This window comes from Lysobacter sp. TAF61 (assembly GCF_052113485.1).
Taxonomy (GTDB): domain Bacteria; phylum Pseudomonadota; class Gammaproteobacteria; order Xanthomonadales; family Xanthomonadaceae; genus Lysobacter_J.
In genome coordinates this window covers 256,890-274,899 of record NZ_JBFRDH010000003.1, presented here as the reverse complement: position 1 = coordinate 274,899, position 18,010 = coordinate 256,890, and the positions used below count along the sequence as shown (strand labels likewise).

At 66.5% G+C, this 18,010-nt stretch carries 13 protein-coding genes; 7 read left to right on the top strand and 6 right to left on the bottom strand.

All coding sequences use genetic code 11. The features are described 5' to 3' along the window. Positions 1–29: 29 nt before the first annotated feature. Entirely contained in the window at positions 30–983 is a 954-nt protein-coding gene (locus AB4Y64_RS08860; protein ID WP_441816331.1) for a patatin-like phospholipase family protein, read from the top strand. Positions 984–1,046: 63 nt separating this feature from the next. Here the strand turns inward: AB4Y64_RS08860 and AB4Y64_RS08855 are convergent, their stop codons facing one another. Then, positions 1,047–2,603 (bottom strand): fumarate hydratase, encoded by a 1,557-nt coding sequence (locus AB4Y64_RS08855; RefSeq protein ID WP_441816087.1) that lies wholly within the window; start codon positions 2,601–2,603, stop codon positions 1,047–1,049. A gap of 177 nt (positions 2,604–2,780) precedes the next feature. Between AB4Y64_RS08855 and AB4Y64_RS08850 the strand changes: the two genes are divergently transcribed. Genes AB4Y64_RS08850 through AB4Y64_RS08830 form a run of 5 tightly spaced genes read left to right on the top strand, consistent with a single transcriptional unit; the run spans position 2,781 to position 8,503 of the window. Further along, positions 2,781–3,620: a hypothetical protein gene (locus AB4Y64_RS08850; RefSeq protein ID WP_441816086.1), complete on the top strand. Its 840-nt coding sequence runs from the start codon at positions 2,781–2,783 to the stop codon at positions 3,618–3,620. A 60-nt stretch (positions 3,621–3,680) separates the two neighbouring features. Further along, positions 3,681–4,469: an exodeoxyribonuclease III gene (gene xth, locus AB4Y64_RS08845; RefSeq protein ID WP_441816085.1), complete on the top strand. Its 789-nt coding sequence runs from the start codon at positions 3,681–3,683 to the stop codon at positions 4,467–4,469. Between the two features lie 57 nt (positions 4,470–4,526). Next, positions 4,527–6,386: an ABC transporter ATP-binding protein gene (locus AB4Y64_RS08840; protein WP_441816084.1), complete on the top strand. Its 1,860-nt coding sequence runs from the start codon at positions 4,527–4,529 to the stop codon at positions 6,384–6,386. A 53-nt stretch (positions 6,387–6,439) separates the two neighbouring features. Continuing rightward, on the top strand, positions 6,440–7,642 hold the full coding sequence (locus AB4Y64_RS08835) for a PQQ-dependent sugar dehydrogenase (protein ID WP_441816083.1): 1,203 nt from the start codon (positions 6,440–6,442) through the stop codon (positions 7,640–7,642). Positions 7,643–7,693: 51 nt separating this feature from the next. Beyond that, on the top strand, positions 7,694–8,503 hold the full coding sequence (locus AB4Y64_RS08830; protein ID WP_441816082.1) for a ferredoxin--NADP reductase: 810 nt from the start codon (positions 7,694–7,696) through the stop codon (positions 8,501–8,503). A gap of 20 nt (positions 8,504–8,523) precedes the next feature. Here AB4Y64_RS08830 and AB4Y64_RS08825 read toward each other — a convergent pair whose 3' ends face one another. From AB4Y64_RS08825 to AB4Y64_RS08810, 4 genes are all read right to left on the bottom strand, one after another. Continuing rightward, positions 8,524–8,931, bottom strand: coding sequence for a hypothetical protein (locus tag AB4Y64_RS08825; protein ID WP_441816081.1), 408 nt, complete (start codon positions 8,929–8,931; stop codon positions 8,524–8,526). 4 nt (positions 8,932–8,935) lie between these two features. Further along, a complete protein-coding gene (locus tag AB4Y64_RS08820; protein ID WP_441816080.1) occupies positions 8,936–9,418 on the bottom strand; it encodes a glutathione peroxidase in 483 nt (160 codons plus the stop codon). A gap of 199 nt (positions 9,419–9,617) precedes the next feature. After that, the gene (locus tag AB4Y64_RS08815) at positions 9,618–11,936 is read right to left on the bottom strand and encodes a TonB-dependent receptor (protein ID WP_441816079.1); all 2,319 of its coding nucleotides are present in this window, start codon (positions 11,934–11,936) and stop codon (positions 9,618–9,620) included. A 265-nt stretch (positions 11,937–12,201) separates the two neighbouring features. Beyond that, on the bottom strand, positions 12,202–14,292 hold the full coding sequence (locus tag AB4Y64_RS08810; RefSeq protein WP_441816078.1) for an amidohydrolase family protein: 2,091 nt from the start codon (positions 14,290–14,292) through the stop codon (positions 12,202–12,204). A gap of 175 nt (positions 14,293–14,467) precedes the next feature. On the opposite strand from AB4Y64_RS08810, the gene AB4Y64_RS08805 reads away from it, so the two are divergent. Then, positions 14,468–16,678, top strand: a complete 2,211-nt coding sequence (locus AB4Y64_RS08805) for a M3 family metallopeptidase (RefSeq protein ID WP_441816077.1) — start codon at positions 14,468–14,470, stop codon at positions 16,676–16,678. Between the two features lie 61 nt (positions 16,679–16,739). Here AB4Y64_RS08805 and AB4Y64_RS08800 read toward each other — a convergent pair whose 3' ends face one another. Further along, positions 16,740–17,948 carry a glycerophosphodiester phosphodiesterase family protein gene (locus AB4Y64_RS08800; protein ID WP_441816076.1) on the bottom strand — a complete coding sequence of 403 codons (1,209 nt, stop codon included), beginning with the start codon at positions 17,946–17,948 and terminating at the stop codon, positions 16,740–16,742. Between the last annotated feature and the right edge of the window lie 62 nt (positions 17,949–18,010).

Below are 18,010 nucleotides of genomic sequence, written 5' to 3'. Positions count from 1 at the left end.
TTGCAATGGCAGGAGACGTCACCGTGAAAATGCACCGCATCCTTTCGCTCGATGGTGGCGGCATCCGTGGCCTGGTCAGCTGTGTCTGGCTGTCCGGCGTCGAGGATGCCCTCGCCCAGGCCGGCAAACGCGGCGGGCTGGTCGGCAACTTCGACCTGATCGCCGGCAGCTCGACCGGCGCGCTGATCGCCTGCGGGCTGGCGATGGGCCTGGGGCCCGGGCAAATGGCCGAGCTCTACCGGCAGCAGCGGCATGTGATCTTCCCGGGCATGGCGCAGCGACTGTGGTCACGCGCGGGGCGACTGCTGAGCCAGGGCGTGTCCGCGCCACGCTACGACGGCAAAGGTCTGGAGAAGGTGCTGAAGAAGGTCTTCGGCACCACCACGCTGGGCCAGGCGAAGAAACCACTATTGGTCACCAGTTACGACACGATTTCGCGCACGCCGGTGGTGTTCAAGAGCTTCAAGCCCGAGCACGCCGACTTGCCGATGTGGGAAGTGTGCCGCGCATCGACGGCGGCGCCGACCTACTTCCCCGCCCACCCGATGGTGGTCGAGGGACGCAAGCGGGCGATGATCGATGGCGGTGTGGTGGCCAACAACCCGACCGCGTGCGCGATCGCCGAAGCGTTGCGCAAGGACGCCCGCGTCGACAGCGCCCAGGACCTGGTGGTGCTGTCGGTCGGCAGCGGCGAGCGCAACCGGCCGATCGACCTGAAGTCCGCGCAGGAATGGGGCGCGATCGAATGGGCGATCCCGATCATCGACGTGCTGTTCGATGGCAACACCGACGCGGTCGACTACATCGCCCAGCACCTGGTCGGCGACGGCTATTTCCGCCTGCAGGCAGAACTGTTGACGGGGCTGGACGACCTGGACGATGTCAGCGACACCAACATCGCCGCGCTGGAGGCGATGGCGCAGGCGTATCTGCTGCGCGCCGAGACGCGCAAGAAGCTGGTGGAGCTGGTGGGGCGGTTGTAGGCCTCGCGCAGCGTCCATGGGTTGACGGGTCCCGGGGTTCGCCGGGACGACGGTGTGGGGGGATTACTCCACTACTACCGGGATCTTGCCGATTCTCGCCTGCCACTCGCGCGGGCCGGTCTTGTGCACCGACTCGCCGGTGGAGTCGACGGCCACGGTCACTGGCATGTCTTCCACCTGGAACTCGTAGATCGCCTCCATGCCCAGGTCGGCGAAGCCGACCACGCGCGCAGCCTTGATCGCCTTCGACACCAGATAGGCAGCGCCGCCGACCGCCATCAGATAGGCCGAACCGTGCTTGCGGATCGCCTCGATGGCCGTCGGACCGCGCTCGGCCTTGCCGACCATGCCGAGCAGACCGGTCTGACTGAGCACCTGCTCGGTGAACTTGTCCATGCGCGTGGCCGTGGTCGGGCCGGCCGGGCCGACGACCTCATCGCGCACCGGATCGACCGGGCCGACGTAGTAGATGAAACGGCCCTTGAGATCGACCGGCAGCGACTCGCCCTTGTTGAGCATGTCGACCATGCGCTTGTGCGCGGCGTCGCGACCGGTCAGCAGCTTGCCGTTGAGCAGCAGCACCTCGCCGGGCTTCCAGCTGGCGACGTCTTCGCGGGTGAGCGTGTCGAGATTGACCCGACGCCCCTTGGAAGCGTCGTACGTCAGCTCCGGCCAGTCGGCCAGCGACGGCGGATCGAGCATCACCGGGCCGCTGCCATCGAGCGTGAAATGGGCGTGGCGCGTGGCGGCGCAGTTCGGAATCAGCGCCACCGGCAGGTTGGCCGCGTGGGTCGGGTAATCCTTGACCTTGATGTCGAGCACGGTGGTCAGGCCGCCCAGGCCCTGCGCGCCGATGCCGAGCGCGTTGACCTTCTCGAACAGTTCCAGGCGCAGCTCCTCGGCGCGATTGGACGCACCGCGCTGCTGCAGCTCGGTGATGTCGATCGGTTCCATCAGCGCTTCCTTCGCCAGCAGCATCGCCTTCTCGGCGGTGCCGCCGATGCCGATGCCGAGCATGCCCGGCGGGCACCAGCCCGCACCCATCGTCGGCACGGTCTTGAGCACCCAGTCGACGATCGAGTCGGAGGGGTTGAGCATCGCGAACTTCGACTTGGCTTCCGAGCCGCCGCCCTTGGCGGCGACGATCACATCGACCGTATTGCCCGGCACGACCTTGACGTTGACCACGCCCGGCGTGTTGTCCTTGGTGTTGGTGCGCTTGCCCGCTGGATCGGCCAATACCGACGCGCGCAGCTTGTTGTCGGGGTGGTTGTAGGCGCGGCGCACGCCCTCGTGGACCATGTCCTCCACGCCCATGGTGGCGTCGTCCCAGCGCACGTTCATGCCGATCTCGAGGAACACGGTGACGATACCGGTGTCCTGGCAGATCGGACGGTGGCCTTCAGCGCACATGCGCGAGTTGATCAGGATCTGGGCGATGGCATCGCGCGCGGCCGGCGACTCTTCGCGCTCGTAGGCGGCGGCGAGGTTCTGGATGTAGTCGACCGGGTGGTAGTAGCTGATGTACTGCAGGGCATCGGCCACGGACTGGATCAGGTCTTCCTGGCGGATGGAGGCTGGCGTGGTCGAGCTGGACTTCGGGCTTGCGGCGTTGCTCACGGCGGGCATCGAGGCTGGCGGGCGGGGCCATATTTTAGCCCGTATCTGACTGCGGGTCCGGGCCGTTTGCCTGGACACGGCATCTTCACATTTCCCGCACAGGCGAAGATGGAACGTTACATAAAGTAAACATCTGCCCGGTCAGCCCGGCCGGGACGCCATCCTGAGGGGGTTCGCATGTCGTCGTCGCAACGTCACCGCGCGGCTGTGGGTCGCGTCCTGTTGCCCGCAGTCTTCCTCTCGGCACTGTCCTTCCCGGCCCTGGCCGTGCAGCCGCTGGACACATTCAGCATCCGCGTCGCCGGTTACATCAGCAAATTCGACACCCAGCTGCGCGCCGACGGCGAGACCGTGCGGGGCTCCGATGTCGATCTCGATCGCGACCTGGGCCTGGACGGCGACAGCACGATCGGCCTGATCTCCGCGAGCTGGCGGCCGTTCGAAGACCACGAGTTCGGCATCTCCTACTACCAGGACAGTTTCGACTCGCGCCGCACTCTCAACCGCGACATCAACTTCGATGGCGCGACCTACCCGGCATCTGCAACCGTTCGCAGCGAGTACAACCTCGATGCCTACGAGCTCAACTACAACTGGTGGGCAGCCAACAACGAAACCTGGGCACTGGGCCCGCGCCTGGGCCTGATCTGGTACAAGGTCGAACTGGACTTGAGCCTGGTGGTCGATGCCGGCGGCAATCAGGGCGGGGCGGATTTCGATCGGCAGGTCTCTGCCGACATCCCCGCACCGACGATTGGCGGCAGCTGGCGCTGGACACCCGCGGAAGATTGGCGCCTGTACGCCGAAGCGGGCTACTTCAAGGCCAACATCAACGACATCGATGCCGATGTCACCTTCGCCCGCGGCGGCGTCGAGTGGTACCCGTGGGAGAGCTTCGGTTTCATGCTCGACTACACCTACAACAACATCGACGCCGACGCCGATGCCAACCGTTTCAATGGCCATCTCGAGTTCAAGGACAGCGGCATCCGCCTGGGTGGCGTGTACCGTTTCTGAGCCGATGTCCGTGGGAGCCGGTTCGCCGGTTCCCACGCGAGCGCCGCACCGGGCCCGCGCGTGAAGATCGCCACGTTCAACGTCAACGGCATCAACACCCGCCTGGAATCACTGCTGGCATGGCTGCGCGAGGACGCGCCCGATGTCGCCTGCCTGCAGGAACTGAAGGCCGCCAACGAGCAGTTCCCGCGCAAGGCCCTCGCCGAGGCCGGCTATGGCGCGATCTGCCACGGCCAGAAGGCCTGGAACGGCGTGGCCATCCTGGCCCGCGACAGCGACCCGATCGAGATCCAGCGCGGTCTCCCTGGCGACCCCGATCCCAGCCAGAGCCGCTATCTCGAAGCGGCGGTGAACGGAATAGTCATCGCTTGCCTGTACCTGCCCAACGGCAATCCGCAGCCCGGTCCCAAGTTCGACTACAAACTGGCCTGGTTCGACCGCCTGATCGAACGCGCACAACAACTGCACGACTGCGGCCAGCCCGTCGTGATCGCCGGCGACTTCAACGTCGTGCCGACCGATGCGGACATCTACGACCCAAAATCGTGGCGCAAGGATGCCCTGCTGCAGCCGCAAAGCCGCGAGCGCTACGAGCGCCTGCTCGCGCAGGGCTGGACGGACAGCCTGCGCGAACTGTTCGGCGAGGAGCGCGTGTATACGTTCTGGGATTACTTCCGCCAGCACTGGCAGCGCGATGCGGGACTGCGCATCGACCATCTCCTGCTCAACCCGGTGCTCGCGCCAAGCCTGAGCGAAGCCGGCGTGGATCGCTGGGTACGCGGCTCGGAACGGGCCAGCGATCATGCCCCGGCCTGGGTCGAACTCGATCTTCCCCTCGCTCCTGCATGACGGCCGCAACATCACCATGACGTCGGCTGCCGCCGTTGTGCCCTATCCTGCCAACCCATGCCCGCCGACACCGCCGCACCCGCCAAGCCAAGCCTGCGCGAACGATTCGACGCGTTGCGCAACCTGCCGCCATTCCTGCGGCAGATCTGGGCGACCAGCCCCTGGCTGACGCTGACCACGCTGGGCCTGCGGATCGTCCGCGCGTTCCTGCCCATCGCCACACTGTATGTCGGCAAGCTGATCATCGACGAAGCCGTGCGGCTGGTCGCAGCCGGCGCCAACTTCGAGTCGATCGGTGCGGCCTGGCACAGCGGCCAGCTGGACACGCTGTCGTCGCTGCTGCTGCTCGAGTTCGCGCTGGCGATCGGCTCGGACCTGCTCGGGCGCCTGATCAGCTACGGCGACTCGCTGCTGTCGGAACTGTTCACCAACGCCACCAGCGTGCGCCTGATGGAGCACGCGGCCACGCTCGACCTGGAGGACTTCGAAGACCCGGACCTGCAGGACAAGCTCGACCGCGCGCGCCGCCAGACCATGGGGCGGATGAACCTGATGAGCCAGCTGTTCGGCCAGGTGCAGGATGCGATCACCGTGATCAGCTTCGCTGCCGGCCTGCTGGTCTATGCGCCATGGCTGATCGTGCTGCTCGCCGTGGCGCTGGTGCCCTCGTTCGTCGGCGAGGCGCACTTCAACGCGCTGGGCTATTCGCTCAACTTCGCCTGGACGCCCGAACGCCGCCAGCTGGAATACGTGCGCCAGATGGGCGCGAGCGTGGAGACGGCCAAGGAGGTGAAGATCTTCAACCTCCACCGTTACCTGATCGCCAAGTACCGCGAACTGGCCGACGGATTCTTCCGCGCCAACCGCGCCCTCGCCCGCCGCCGCGCCGCCTGGGGTGCGCTGCTGGCCGCGCTGGGCACGATGGGCTATTACGTCGCCTACGCCTACATCGCCTGGCGCACCGTGCGCGGCGATTTCAGCATCGGCGACCTGACCTTCCTGGCCGGCAGTTTCCGCCGCTTGCGGCAGTTGCTCGAAGGCCTGCTGGTCGGCTTCTCGCAGGTGGCCGGACAGGCGCTGTACCTGGATGACCTGTTCTCGTTCTTCGAGATCACGCCCGAGATCGTCTCGCCGGCCAATGCATTGCCGATACCGCGGCCGATCGCGCGCGGTTTCGTGTTCGAGAACGTCGGCTTCCGCTATCCCGATGCGGAAAAGTGGGCGCTGCGCGGTCTCGACTTCGAACTGCGCGCCGGCGAAGTGCTGGCCCTGGTCGGCGAGAACGGCGCCGGCAAGACCACCCTGGTCAAGCTGCTTGCGCGCCTGTACGACCCGGACGAAGGCCGCATCACCCTGGACGGCCGCGACCTTCGCGACTACGACCTGGACGACCTGCGCGGCAACGTCGGCGTGATCTTCCAGGACTTCGTCCGCTACCACCTCACCGCCGGCGAGAACATCGGCGTTGGCCAGATCGACGCGATGGCCGACAGCGCGCGCATCCGCGAGGCGGCCCGGCGCGCGGCGGCCGACGAGGTGATCGAGGCATTGCCCAACGGTTACGACCAGCTGGTTGGCCGCCGCTTCAAGACCGGCGTCGACCTGTCCGGCGGGCAGTGGCAGAAGATCGCCATCGCCCGAGCCTACATGCGCGATGCGCAGGTGATGATCCTCGACGAGCCGACCGCGGCGCTGGATGCACGCAGCGAGTTCGAAGTGTTCCGGCGCTTCAAGGAACTCTCGCACGGCAAGACCGCGGTACTGATTTCGCACCGCTTCAGCAGCGTGCGCATGGCCGATCGCATCCTGGTGCTCGCGCAAGGCCGGCTCGAAGCCAGCGGCACCCACCAGGAACTGCTCGACCAGGGCGGCCGCTACGCCGAACTGTTTGAATTGCAGGCCGCCGGGTATCGTTGAGGCGGTCGGCTGTCACCATTCTCTCTACCCCTATTCGCTCCGGGAGACTGTCCATGCGCCACCACGTCCACTGCACCGCCCTCGCCTTTGCGCTGTCGCTCTCGCTTGCCGCATGCCAGGCCGACCAGGGTGCCGCCGCGAAGACGGACGCCGTCGCTGCCGCGACCCCGGCGCCCAAGGCGATGCCGACGCAGACCGTCGCCAGCCAGAACGGCCAGGTGCGCGTGACCGAGATTGCCTCGGGCCTGTCGCACCCGTGGAGCGTGGCGCTGCTGCCCGATGGCGGCTTCCTGGTCACCGAGCGCCCGGGGCGGATGCGCCGGATCTCCGCGGACGGCGCGGTGTCTGCCCCCCTCGGGGGCGTGCCGGAGGTCTGGGCGCAGGGCCAGGGCGGCCTGCTCGACGTGGTGCTGGCCCCCGACTTCGCCAGCAGCAAGCGGATCTACTTCAGCTACGCCGAGCCCGGCGAGAACGGCACCGCCGGCACCGCTGCGGCCATGGCCACGCTGGGCGACACGGCGCTCACCGATGTGCGTCGCATCTATCAACAGCAGCCCAAGCTCGAGGGCCCGAATCACTTCGGCTCGCGCATCGCCTTCGACGGCAAGGGCCATGTGTTCATCACCCAGGGCGAACGCAACGACCGCCCGACCGCGCAGAAGCTCGACATGCTGCAGGGCAAGGTGGTGCGCCTGAACCTCGACGGCAGCGTGCCCAGCGACAATCCCTTCGTCGGCCGCAAGGACGCTCGCCCGGAGATCTGGAGCTACGGCCATCGCAACATGCAGTCGCTGGCGACCGATCCGCGCACCGGCACGGTGTGGGAGGCCGAGCACGGCCCGCGCGGCGGCGACGAGATCAACCGCCCCGAGGCGGGCAAGAACTACGGCTGGCCGATCATCACCCATGGCATCAACTACTCGGGCCTGAAGATTCCCGAGTCCGTCGGCACCTCGGCGCCGGGCATGGAGCAGCCCTACCACGTCTGGGAGAAGTCGCCGGGCCTGTCTGGCATGGCGTTCTACACCGGGCATGCCGGCTCGAAGTGGGACAACAGCCTGTTCCTGGGGGCACTGGCCGACAGCAGCCTGATCCGGCTCAGCCTCGACGGCGACACGATCACCGGCGAAGAGCGCCTGCTGAAGGAACTCAACTCGCGCATTCGCGACGTCCGGGTCGGCAGCGACGGCAAGGTCTATGTCCTCACCGACGAGGAGAACGGCAAGCTGCTGCGGCTGGATCCGCCGACGGGCTGAGGGACGCGATCGGCTACAATGCCGGCCGGTTCTACTCCCCCAAGCACCGGCATGTCTTCCGCGTTTGGCACCGAAACGGTGCTGGATGTCCGTCACTGGACGGACGACTACTTCAGCTTCACCACCACCCGCGACGACGGATTCCGCTTCGAGAACGGCCAGTTCGTGATGATCGGACTGGAAGTGCCGCAGGCGGACGGCTCGGTGCGACCGCTGCTGCGCGCCTATTCGATCGCCAGCGCCAACTGGGAAGAGCAGCTGGAGTTCTTCAGCATCAAGGTGCCCAACGGCCCGCTGACCTCGCGGCTGAAGTCGATCCAGCCGGGCGACCAGGTGCTGATCGGGCGCAAGCCCACCGGCACCCTGCTGATCCATGACCTCCACCCCGGCCGCAATCTCTACCTGCTGGGCACCGGCACCGGCCTGGCGCCGTGGCTGGCGGTGATCAAGGACCCGGCCACCTACGAGCGCTTCGACCGGGTGATCCTCACCCACGGTGTCCGCAACGGGCAGGACCTGGCCTACCGCGACTACTTCGTCAACGAGCTGCCGCGCCATGAGTTCCTCGGCGAGCAGATCGCCGCCAAGCTCAAGTACTACCCGGCGGTAACGCGCGAGGCGTTCGACTTCGACGGCAACGACCACCGCGGCCGCCTGACCGATCTGTTCGACAGCGGCCGGATGATGCGGCACCTGGGCATCGAGGCGCTCGACCCCGAGCATGACCGCGCGATGATCTGCGGCAGCCCGCAGATGCTGGCCGACTTCCGCGGCATCCTCGATGGCCGTGGCTTCGCCGCGGCGCCGCGCATCGGCGTGCCGGGGCAGTATGTGTTCGAGCGGGCGTTCGTCGAGAAGTAGCGAGGCAACCGCGACAGCGATCAGGCCGTGATCGCTGCCCCGGTGCCGGCGCGGCGCAGCCAGCGCTCGGCTTCGACCTCGTTGGTGAATACCGCCGCGTCCACGCCGGCATCGCGCGCGTACAGCGCGCAGTACTCGACATCCTGCAAGCCGCGCGGCTTCACGTGCGCGATGCGGTAACGCCACAGTCGCGCGTATTCCATGGCGAGCACCAGCTCGAGCCATTCCAGTTCCTGCATGGCTTCGCCGCTGAGCTCGTCGACCAGCAGCACGCCGTTGCCCTGCGCCACTTCCAGCCGCGGCATGATTTCGCGCCAGTACGCGAGTGTGTTGTCGAGGCTTTCCTCGCCGCTTACATGCACGCGCAAACCGAAATCATGATCTTCGATTTCGACCTGCAACTCCGTCTGCAGAACCTGCCTGAGCATGGCATCACCCCAATGCGGCTTCGATGTCCTTCGCAATCGACTCGGGCTTGTCGGTCGGTGCGTATCGCTTGATCACCTGGCCATCCCGGCCGACCAGGAACTTGGTGAAATTCCACTTGATCCCCGCAAGGCCGAGGATGCCACCCTTTTCGTCCTTGAGCCACTTCCACAAGGGGTGGGCGCCGTCGCCGTTGACCTCGACCTTGGCGAACAGCGGGAAGGTCACGTCGTAGTTGAGCGAGCAGAAGTTGAGGATCTCGGCCTCGTCCCCGGGCTCCTGGTGGCCGAACTGGTCGCAGGGGAACCCGAGCACTTCCAGGCCGCGGCCGCCAAAGTCGCGGGAGAGCTTCTCCAGGCCGGTGTATTGCGGGGTAAACCCGCACTGGGAGGCGACGTTGACGATCAGCAGGACCTTGCCGCGGAACTCATCGAGCCGGCGCGGCTGGCCGTCGATGTCGGTGGCGCTGAAGTCGTAGGCGGTGGTCATGGGGGGTGACTCCGGAACTGTGGCCCCGAGCATAGCGCCCGGGCGGGACATCGGGAATCTGAAAACGTTGGCAAGGCGCCGGACACGGCCATGGGAGCGCCAGCCATCGCGCAGGCCGCCCTGCGGCCGGAAACGACAACGCCGGGACGGGCCCGGCGTTGTCGGTGTCACACGATCGCAGCAATCTCAGGCCAATGCCTCAGAAGCCGGCCTTGAACTCCACGCCAACCGTGCGCGGCTCGTTGATGAAGCCGGTGAGGTTGTTGAAGTCGATGCCGCCCACGACCTGCACTTCGTCGGTGATGTTGCGGCCGAACACGGCCAGGTCGTACTTGCCGTAATCCCACATGTAACCCAGGCGCAGGCCACCTTCGACCAGCGACTTGCCGGTGAACTCGACCGAGTCGTAGAGGAAGAAGTTCACTTCGCTGCGATAGACCCAGTCGGTGTAGGCGTAGAACTCGCCACCGTTGTCCATCGGGATGCCCCAGCGCAGGGTCAGGTTGTGGTTCCACTTCGGCGCCTGCGGCAGGACGTTGCCGTCGATCAGTGCCTTGCCGTTGATGTCGAGCGGATCGGTCACGGTGCAGGCCGCGCACGGCGAGACCGCCAGGGTCGGGTCCTTGATCTCGGTGTCGTTGTAGCTGCTGCCCAGGGTCAGCAGCAGGTCGTCGGCCAGGTACGCCTGGAAGTCCATCTCGAAGCCCTGGCCGGTGGACTTGTCGGCGTTGAGCAGGATGTTGGCGTTACCGGTCGAACCGCCCACGGCGGTGAGCTGCTGGTCCTTGATCTCGTAGTAGAAGACGCCGGCGTTGAGGCGCGCGCGCTTGTCCCACAGGTCGGCCTTGATGCCCGCCTCGTACGAGGTGGAGGTTTCCGGACCGGCGATCGACATGCCGTTGAACGCGCCCGCGGCCTGGATGCTGCTGCCGCGGTAGCCGGTGGCGACGCGGCCGTACAGGTTCACGTCGTCGTTGATCTCGTAGGTGGCCGACAGGTCCCAGTTGAACTTCTTGTCGGAGGTCGACTCGACCAGGTCGCCATCGGGCTCCATCGCCGCCAGCTGCGCGATGGTGCACTTGCCGCCGAGCACGCACGGAGCAAAGCCGGTCTGCCAGTACTCCTCGACGCCCAGGTCCTTGTCGTCCCAGGTGTAACGCACGCCGGCACGCAGCTGGAAGGCGTCGTTGACGTCCCAGGTGGTCGCCGCGAACACGGCCCACGAGTCGTTGGTCTGGTTGACGCGCTCGTAGCCGTCCTGGATGCCGCCGGCCAGCGAGTCGTAGCTGAAGCTTTCGACGTCGTAGTCTTCGTTGAAGTAGAACAGGCCGGCCTGCCAGTTCCATGCGCTGTCCAGGTCGGACTCGACGCGGAACTCCTGCGTCCACTGCGCGTGCGACGGAATGCCGTCGGCCGTTTCCGACGCGAACGGAATCACGCCCGGGCCCGACACCGGCAGGAACACCGCGCCGAAACCGCCGTCGATGTCGCCGCGGCTGTAGGTCTCGACCGACTCGTAGCCGGTGATCGAATACAGCTTGTAGTCGCCGATGTCCCAGGTCAGGCGCGCGCTGGCGCCCTGGCTGTCGAGCTCGGAGTGGTTGAGGCCGTCGAGCGAGACCTTGTCCTCGTCGAAACCGTCGACCAGGTCGTTGGTGCCCGGCTTGATGATGTTGGCGCGGAACAGACGCGCGGTGCCGTTGAGGTGACGGGCGTGGGCGTTGAGCAGCGCTTCGAAGGACTCGCCTTCGTAGAGGAACTGCACGCGGCCGGCCGATTCGTCATAGCCTTCGAAACCGTCGTTCGGACCCGGGTAGGTGTTCTCGACCCAGTCGTCGCGGCGCTGGAACAGCACCGAGGCGCGTCCCGACCAGTTCTCGCTGAGGCCGCCGCCGACGGCGCCCTCGAAGTTGACCATGTTGTCGCTGCCGATGCCGAGCTTGCCGTAGCCGCCGAAATCCTGCGACGGACGAACCGACTCGAACTTGACCACGCCGGCCGGGGTGTTGCGGCCGAACAGCGAACCCTGCGGGCCACGCAGCACTTCGACGCGATCCAGGTCGAACACCGGGAAGCCCTTGAGGATCGGGTTTTCCTGGACGACTTCGTCATAGACCAGCGACACCGGCTGCGACGCGTTGAGGCGGAAGTCGGTGTTGCCGTAGCCGCGGATGTAGAAGCGCGGGAAGGCGCGACCAAACGAGGATTCGATGTTGAGGCTGGGCACGCGACCGGACAGGAAGCGCACGTCGTTGCCACCGGAACCCAGCACATCGAGCTGCTCGGCATTGAGCGTGGTGACCGACACCGGCACGTCCTGCAGGTTTTCGACCTTGCGCTGCGCGGTGACCTCGATGGTCTCCAGCGTCGTGGACTTGCCGCTGGCCGGCTGCGCGGTCTGCGCCGGTGCGGTGTCGGTCGGGGTCTGCGCATCCTGCGCGAAAGCGGCCTGGGCCGGCAGCATCAGGGCGATGGCGACGGTCAGGGCGTGGCGGGGAAGCTTGCGTGCAAGCGGCATGGAAGGCATTGAGCGGTCTCGATGGGTGGCGTCAAGGATGGGACGCCAAGGATTCGAAGGCCGACGCAGCGAACATGCCTCTCTCCGACATGCGCGATGCGGCGATACGTGGACTCAGGCCGTCCCCTGACGACCTCGGCGCGGACCCGTCCGCGCCACGGCGGCTGACATGACGGGCGGAATGTTACCAGACTGTTAAAGCGCCGTACCCGGGCGTACGCCTGCTCCCCCACCCTGGCCGCAGGCGCGGCCAGGGTGGCATTGGTCAGCGCGCGGCGCTGACCTTCACCGCCGGCACGAACGGCTTGATCCCCAGCGCCTCGTGGATCTCGCTCGGGTAATAGGCGGTCGAGCCCTTGATCACCAGCGCCACATTGCGGATATCGGCGATGTTGGTGGTCGGATCGCCGTCGATCAGCACGATATCGGAGCGCTTGCCGGGGGTGACCGATCCCCGCTCCTTGAGCGTGCGGCTGTACGTGGCGCCGTTCCAGGTCGCCACCTGCAGGGCCTGCGACGGGGTAAGCCCGGCCTGGACATACAGCTCCAGCTCGCGCTGCAGGGTGAAGCCGACCATCTCGTCGGTGCCGGCCACCATCGGCACGCCGGCCTTGTAGGCGCGGCCGACGAACTCGACCATCTTGGCGTAGGAGCGGGTGTAGCGCGCCGCGGTGGCATCGTCGGGGATGTTCATCTCGGCGGCGCGACGGCCGCGCTGGATGTCCGGCGGCAGGTGGTCGGCGACGTCGGCCACGATCGGCGACATCTCGCCGTTGCGCTGGTGCAGGAACTCGAACGTGGCCAGGGTCGGGTCGATCACCACCTTCTTCGAAGCCAGCGTGGCGATGAAGTCCTGCACCGGCTTGCTGTCCAGGTCCAGGCCGTCGGTCTTTTCAGCCGGCAGGTAGAACCGCGCCAGCGTGCGCGTGTCGGTCTTGTCATCGACGAAGAAGTTCAGCATCAGCTGGTTGATGTGCTGGATCTCGTCGAAGCCGTCGTCCACCACGTCCTGCGCGCGCAGGAACGCCGGCACGTGGCCGCTGACGCGCATGCCCTTGGAGTGCGCGTACGCCACGGTGTCCTTGAGGATGTCCTTCGGGAACGAGTTGTAGATCTTGATTTGCGGGTAGCCGTGTTCGGCGTACCAGTCGACCGCCTTCTTCACATCGTCGAGGTTCTTGACCACGAAGCCGTTGCGCGCCGAGTACTTGCTCTCGCCTTCGATGAAACCGGCGGGCACCACGTCCGGCGACATCAGCGTGCCGGCCTTGATCTCGCCGAGCATCTGCTGGAGCGTGGCGTTGTCGTTGCCCATGTCGCGCACGGTGGTGACGCCTGCGGCGAGGTTGAGCCCGCCGTCCCAGCGGCCGACATGGGCATGCATGTCGAACAGGCCCGGCAGCAGCACCTTGCCGCCGGCGTCGATGATGTTGTCGGCCTTGACCTTGCCGCCCTTGCCGGTCGGCGTCACCGATACGATCGTGCCGTCCTTCACCAGCACGTCGCTGGCCGCACCCAGGCGTGCGTTTTCGCTGTCGAACACGCGCGCGTTGCGGATCAGGGTGGCGCCGGCGAGCGGATGGCCCAGGCGCTTGGCCAGGTCGACCAGCGCCTCGGCCTCGGCCAGCTTCTGCTGCGCCTCCAGGGCATTGGCGCCGCCCTGGCATCCGTCTTCGATCAGCTGCAGGAAGCCGGGGTAGATGTAGGCGAACAGGCGCGGGCTGGCGTCCGTGGTTGCCCAGGCGAACGTCGGCGTCAGGCCGACGCCGGTGACGGCGAGCAGTTGCACCGGACGCTGCGTGGCGCCGCACTGGACCTGGGCCTGCGCCACCTTGCGCGAAGTGAGCGTGCCGCTGGGGATCAGCGGCAGCTTGCCGTCGGCGCGTTTGGCCAGCGCGCCCATCGCCACCGAGAACCCGGCCGGCGAGCCGCCCAGCGGCGAGTACAGCGCGGTCCCCGAAACCTTCTGGCTGCCGTCGTCGGATTTCGACTTCCACTCGACCTGGTCGCCCTTGCGGCTGAAGCTCTCGTCGATGGCGGCGCCGAAGGTCGACGTGCCCTGGACCCGGTAGCGGGTGTAGGTGCCGTCCGCGGCCAGGGTGTACTCCTCCTTCAGCTCCGGGCCGCGGCCGTTGTCCTTGAAGATGAAGTCGACGGCGTAGCTGCCGTCGTCGCGGTGGGTCACGACCTGCTGGCCGGCCTGCTTGCCCCCGTCGACCAGGGCGACGTAGCGCAGCGTCTCGGCGGCCATGGCGGTGCTGGCCAGTCCGAGCAGGCCGACGCCCAGGAGCAGGCTGCGGGTGACGGCAAGGTTGAATCCGGCGCGGGTCAGTGCGGCGCGGGTGCGGACGGTCATGGATTTTTCCCCTCGGTGATGGATCACGCTGGTCGCCGGCTGGCCGGCGACCCTTGCCCGAAGTGTAGCCAGCCTGTGCCGGCGCGGGCCGTTCGTCCCCCCATGCCTTTCGTCAGGGGTCCAATTGCCCCCCATCGGGTAGGCTGCGGGCTCCCTTTGACGAGGTCTCCGTCCAATGAAGCACCCTCTCGCGCTGGCCCTGGCCGTGGCATTGAGCGCAACCGCCCCCACCTATGCCAAGACCCCCAAGGCAGATACGTCCGTGAGCGCGCCAGCCCTGACGCCCAACAGCGTGAATCCGTTCTTCAGCGACTCCCCGCTGCCCCTGCATTACCCGCAGTTCGACAAGATCAAGGACGCCGACTTCGCGCCCGCCTTCGACGCCGGCATGGCCGAGCAGCTGAAGGAGATCGATGCGATCGCCAACAATGCAGCCAAGCCGACGTTCGACAACACCATCATCGCGATGGAGAAGTCGGGCCGCACGCTGACCCGCGCCACCACGGTGTTCTTCAACCTGGTCGGCACCGACACCAACGACACGCGCGAGAAGCTGCAGGCGACCTACGCGCCGAAGTTCTCCGCGCACCGTGACGCGATCAACCTCAACGCCAAGCTCTTTGCCCGCGTGAAGGCGCTGTACGACACGCGCACCACGCTCGGCCTCGACGCCCAGGGCGTGCGCCTGATCGAGCGCTACTACACCGACTTCGTCCGCTCCGGCGCCAACCTGTCGGAAGCCGACAAGACCCGCACCAAGGCGATCAACGCCGAGCTGGCCGCGCTGGGCACCAAGTTCAGCCAGAACGTGCTGGCCGAAGTGAATGCTTCGGCGATTGTTGTAGACACCAAGGCTGAACTCGACGGCCTGACCGACGAGCAGATCGCCACCGCCGCCGAAGCGGCCAAGGCGCGCAAGCTCGACGGCAAGTACGTCATCGCCCTGCTCAACACCACCGGCCAGCCGCCGGAGGCGTCGCTGACCAACCGCGCCGTGCGCGAGCGCCTGCACAAGGCCTCGATCGCCCGCGGCAGCCGCGGCAACGAGTACGACAACACCGCCATCGTCTCCCAGGTCACCAAGCTGCGTGCCGAACGCGCCAAGATCATGGGTTACCCGAACTACGCGGCCTATGTACTGGAAGACGAGACGGCCAAGTCGCCGGAAGCCGTCAACAGCATGCTCGGACAGCTCGCCCCGGCTGCGGTCGCCAACGCCGAGCGCGAAGGCGCCGACCTGCAGGCGATGATCGACAAGGAACAGAAGGCCAAGGGCCAGCCGACCTTCAAGCTCGAGCCGTGGGACTGGTCGTTCTACACCGAGAAGGTTCGCCAGGAGAAGTACGCATTCGACGAGTCGCAGCTCAAGCCGTACTTCGAGATGAAGAATGTGCTGGAGAACGGCGTGTTCTTTGCTGCGGGCCAGCTGTACGGCCTGAAGTTCAAGGAGCGCACCGACCTGCCCAAGTACCACGCCGACACCTTCGTGTACGACGTGTTCAACGAGGACGGCACGCAGCTGGCGATCTTCATCTTCGATCCGTACGCGCGCGACTCCAAGCGCGGCGGTGCGTGGATGAACTCCTACGTCGACCAGTCCGGCCTGACCGGGTTCAAGCCGGTGGTGGCCAACCACCTCAACATCCCCAAGCCGTCGGAAGGCAAGCCGACGCTGATGACCTGGGATGAGGTGACCACGGCGTTCCACGAGTTCGGTCATGCGCTGCACGGCATGTTCTCGAATGTCGAGTACCCCTACTTCTCCGGCACCAGCGTGCCGCGCGACTTCGTCGAGTACCCCTCGCAGGTCAACGAGATGTGGGCTGACTGGCCGGCGATCCTGGCCAACTACGCCAAGCACTACCAGACGGGCGCGGCGATGCCGAAGGAACTGCTCGACAAGGTGCTGGCCAGCTCGAAGTTCAACCAGGGCTTCGCCACCACCGAGTACCTGGGTTCGGCGATGCTCGACCAGAACTGGCACCAGGCGACGGCGTCGCAGCTGCCTGCAGCCAACGGCGTGATGGGCTTTGAAGCCGCCGCGCTGAAGAAGGACGGCGTCAACTTCTACGCGGTGCCGCCGCGTTACCGCACGCCGTACTTCAGCCACATCATGGGTGGCTACGCCGCCGGCTACTACGCCTACATCTGGTCGGAAGTGCTGGACGCGAACTCGGTTGAATGGTTCAAGCAGAACGGTGGCCTGACCCGCAAGAACGGCGACCATTTCCGCCAGTCGCTGCTGTCGCAGGGCGGCAGCGTCGATGCGCTGCAGCTGTTCCGCAACTTCGCCGGCCACGATCCGAAGATCGAGCCGCTGCTGGAGAAGCGTGGCCTGACCGCCACCTCGGGGTCCGAGGCGACCGGCAAGGCTGCCAAGAAGTAAGTCGCTTCAGCGCGATGGATTGACGAAACCGCCCGGGGAGACCCGGGCGGTTTTCTTTGCGTCAGCGTTCGGGATCGACGCGACTGAGCTCGAGGAAAAGGTCCCGCGCCAGCACGCCCTGGTCCGGTTGGTCGATGAAGAAGCCCTGCGCGCCCAGGCCGTACAGCTGCATTGCCTCGGCGACAACGGACTGGGTGATGCCGCCCTGGGTCTGCGCGAGGAACGTTTCCTCGGCGCGCAGCGTGTACGGGTGCACCTGCAATCCGGCCTTCAGCGCCCAGCCCAGCATCGGATGGACCAGGCCGGTGCCCTGCCCGGCCAGTTCGGCCTTGCCGTCGCCGTTGGCGTCGCGCGGCGGTGCGAGCGGCTGGCGCGGTAGCAGACTGCCTTTCCACGGGCCTACGCCGCTGGCGTAGTTGGCCTTCATCCATTGCAGTACGGATTCGGTCGCAAATGCGCCGTACCGTGTCGTTGCAGTCAAACCGCCTTCGACCTTGCCTGACAAGCCGGCGTACAGCGCTGCCAGGTCGGCGCCGTGGGTGGTGTTGTAGACCACGTCATAGGGTCTGGCTTCATTGAGGTCGTCATACAGCTGCACCAGCGGCACGTCGATGCCCGCGGCTGGCATCAGCTTCTTCTTCAGTTCGATCAGGTTCTCGAACTCGAAGCTCTGCACGTAGATCCGCGACGGATCGGTAAACCCTTCCGCGACCAGCGTCTCGACCAGTTTCGCGCCGAGCGAGATGCCGATGGGGCGGCCATCGAGTCGCCGTCCCTCCCGTGCGAAGTAGGTCGGGTGCTTGGTCTCGGGATAAATGCCGACCTTGCGGCCATTGCGAGCCTCGCGCTTCACCAGTGCGATCACTTCGGCCAGGGTCGGGATCGTGTACATGCCGTCGAAACGGGTGTTGTCGGGCCGGATCGCCGGGATCCGCTCCTTCGCCCGCAGGGTCTTCAGTTCGGCAAGGGTGAAGTCCTCGGTGAACCAGCCGGTCTGGGTGATGCCGTCGATGGTCTTGGTGGTGCGGCGGCTGGCGAATTCCGGATGCGTCGCGACGTCGGTGGTGCCTGAGATCTCGTTCTCGTGGCGGGCGACGAGTACGCCATCGCGGGTCGCGACCAGGTCCGGCTCGATGAAGTCGGCACCCTGGCGGATCGCCAGGCGGTAAGACTCCAGCGTGTGTTCCGGGCGGTAGCCGCTGGCGCCGCGATGGCCGATCACGATGAGGCCCTGGTGGTCGGGTCGGCGGTTGCGGTCGGGGGCGCTCACAGTGCGAGCATCAGCCGCGGCAGGCTGCTTGGCAATCGCGGTGGCGCAGGCGGTTCCGACCA

Coding starts and splice junctions, on each gene's coding strand:
- AB4Y64_RS08860 (WP_441816331.1), top strand. CDS start 30: ATGCACCGCATCCTTTCGCTCGATGGTGGCGGCATCCGTGGCCTGGTC.
- AB4Y64_RS08850 (WP_441816086.1), top strand. CDS start 2,781: ATGTCGTCGTCGCAACGTCACCGCGCGGCTGTGGGTCGCGTCCTGTTG.
- AB4Y64_RS08840 (WP_441816084.1), top strand. CDS start 4,527: ATGCCCGCCGACACCGCCGCACCCGCCAAGCCAAGCCTGCGCGAACGA.
- AB4Y64_RS08835 (WP_441816083.1), top strand. CDS start 6,440: ATGCGCCACCACGTCCACTGCACCGCCCTCGCCTTTGCGCTGTCGCTC.
- AB4Y64_RS08830 (WP_441816082.1), top strand. CDS start 7,694: ATGTCTTCCGCGTTTGGCACCGAAACGGTGCTGGATGTCCGTCACTGG.
- AB4Y64_RS08825 (WP_441816081.1), bottom strand. CDS start 8,931: ATGCTCAGGCAGGTTCTGCAGACGGAGTTGCAGGTCGAAATCGAAGAT.
- AB4Y64_RS08820 (WP_441816080.1), bottom strand. CDS start 9,418: ATGACCACCGCCTACGACTTCAGCGCCACCGACATCGACGGCCAGCCG.
- AB4Y64_RS08815 (WP_441816079.1), bottom strand. CDS start 11,936: ATGCCGCTTGCACGCAAGCTTCCCCGCCACGCCCTGACCGTCGCCATC.
- AB4Y64_RS08810 (WP_441816078.1), bottom strand. CDS start 14,292: ATGACCGTCCGCACCCGCGCCGCACTGACCCGCGCCGGATTCAACCTT.
- AB4Y64_RS08805 (WP_441816077.1), top strand. CDS start 14,468: ATGAAGCACCCTCTCGCGCTGGCCCTGGCCGTGGCATTGAGCGCAACC.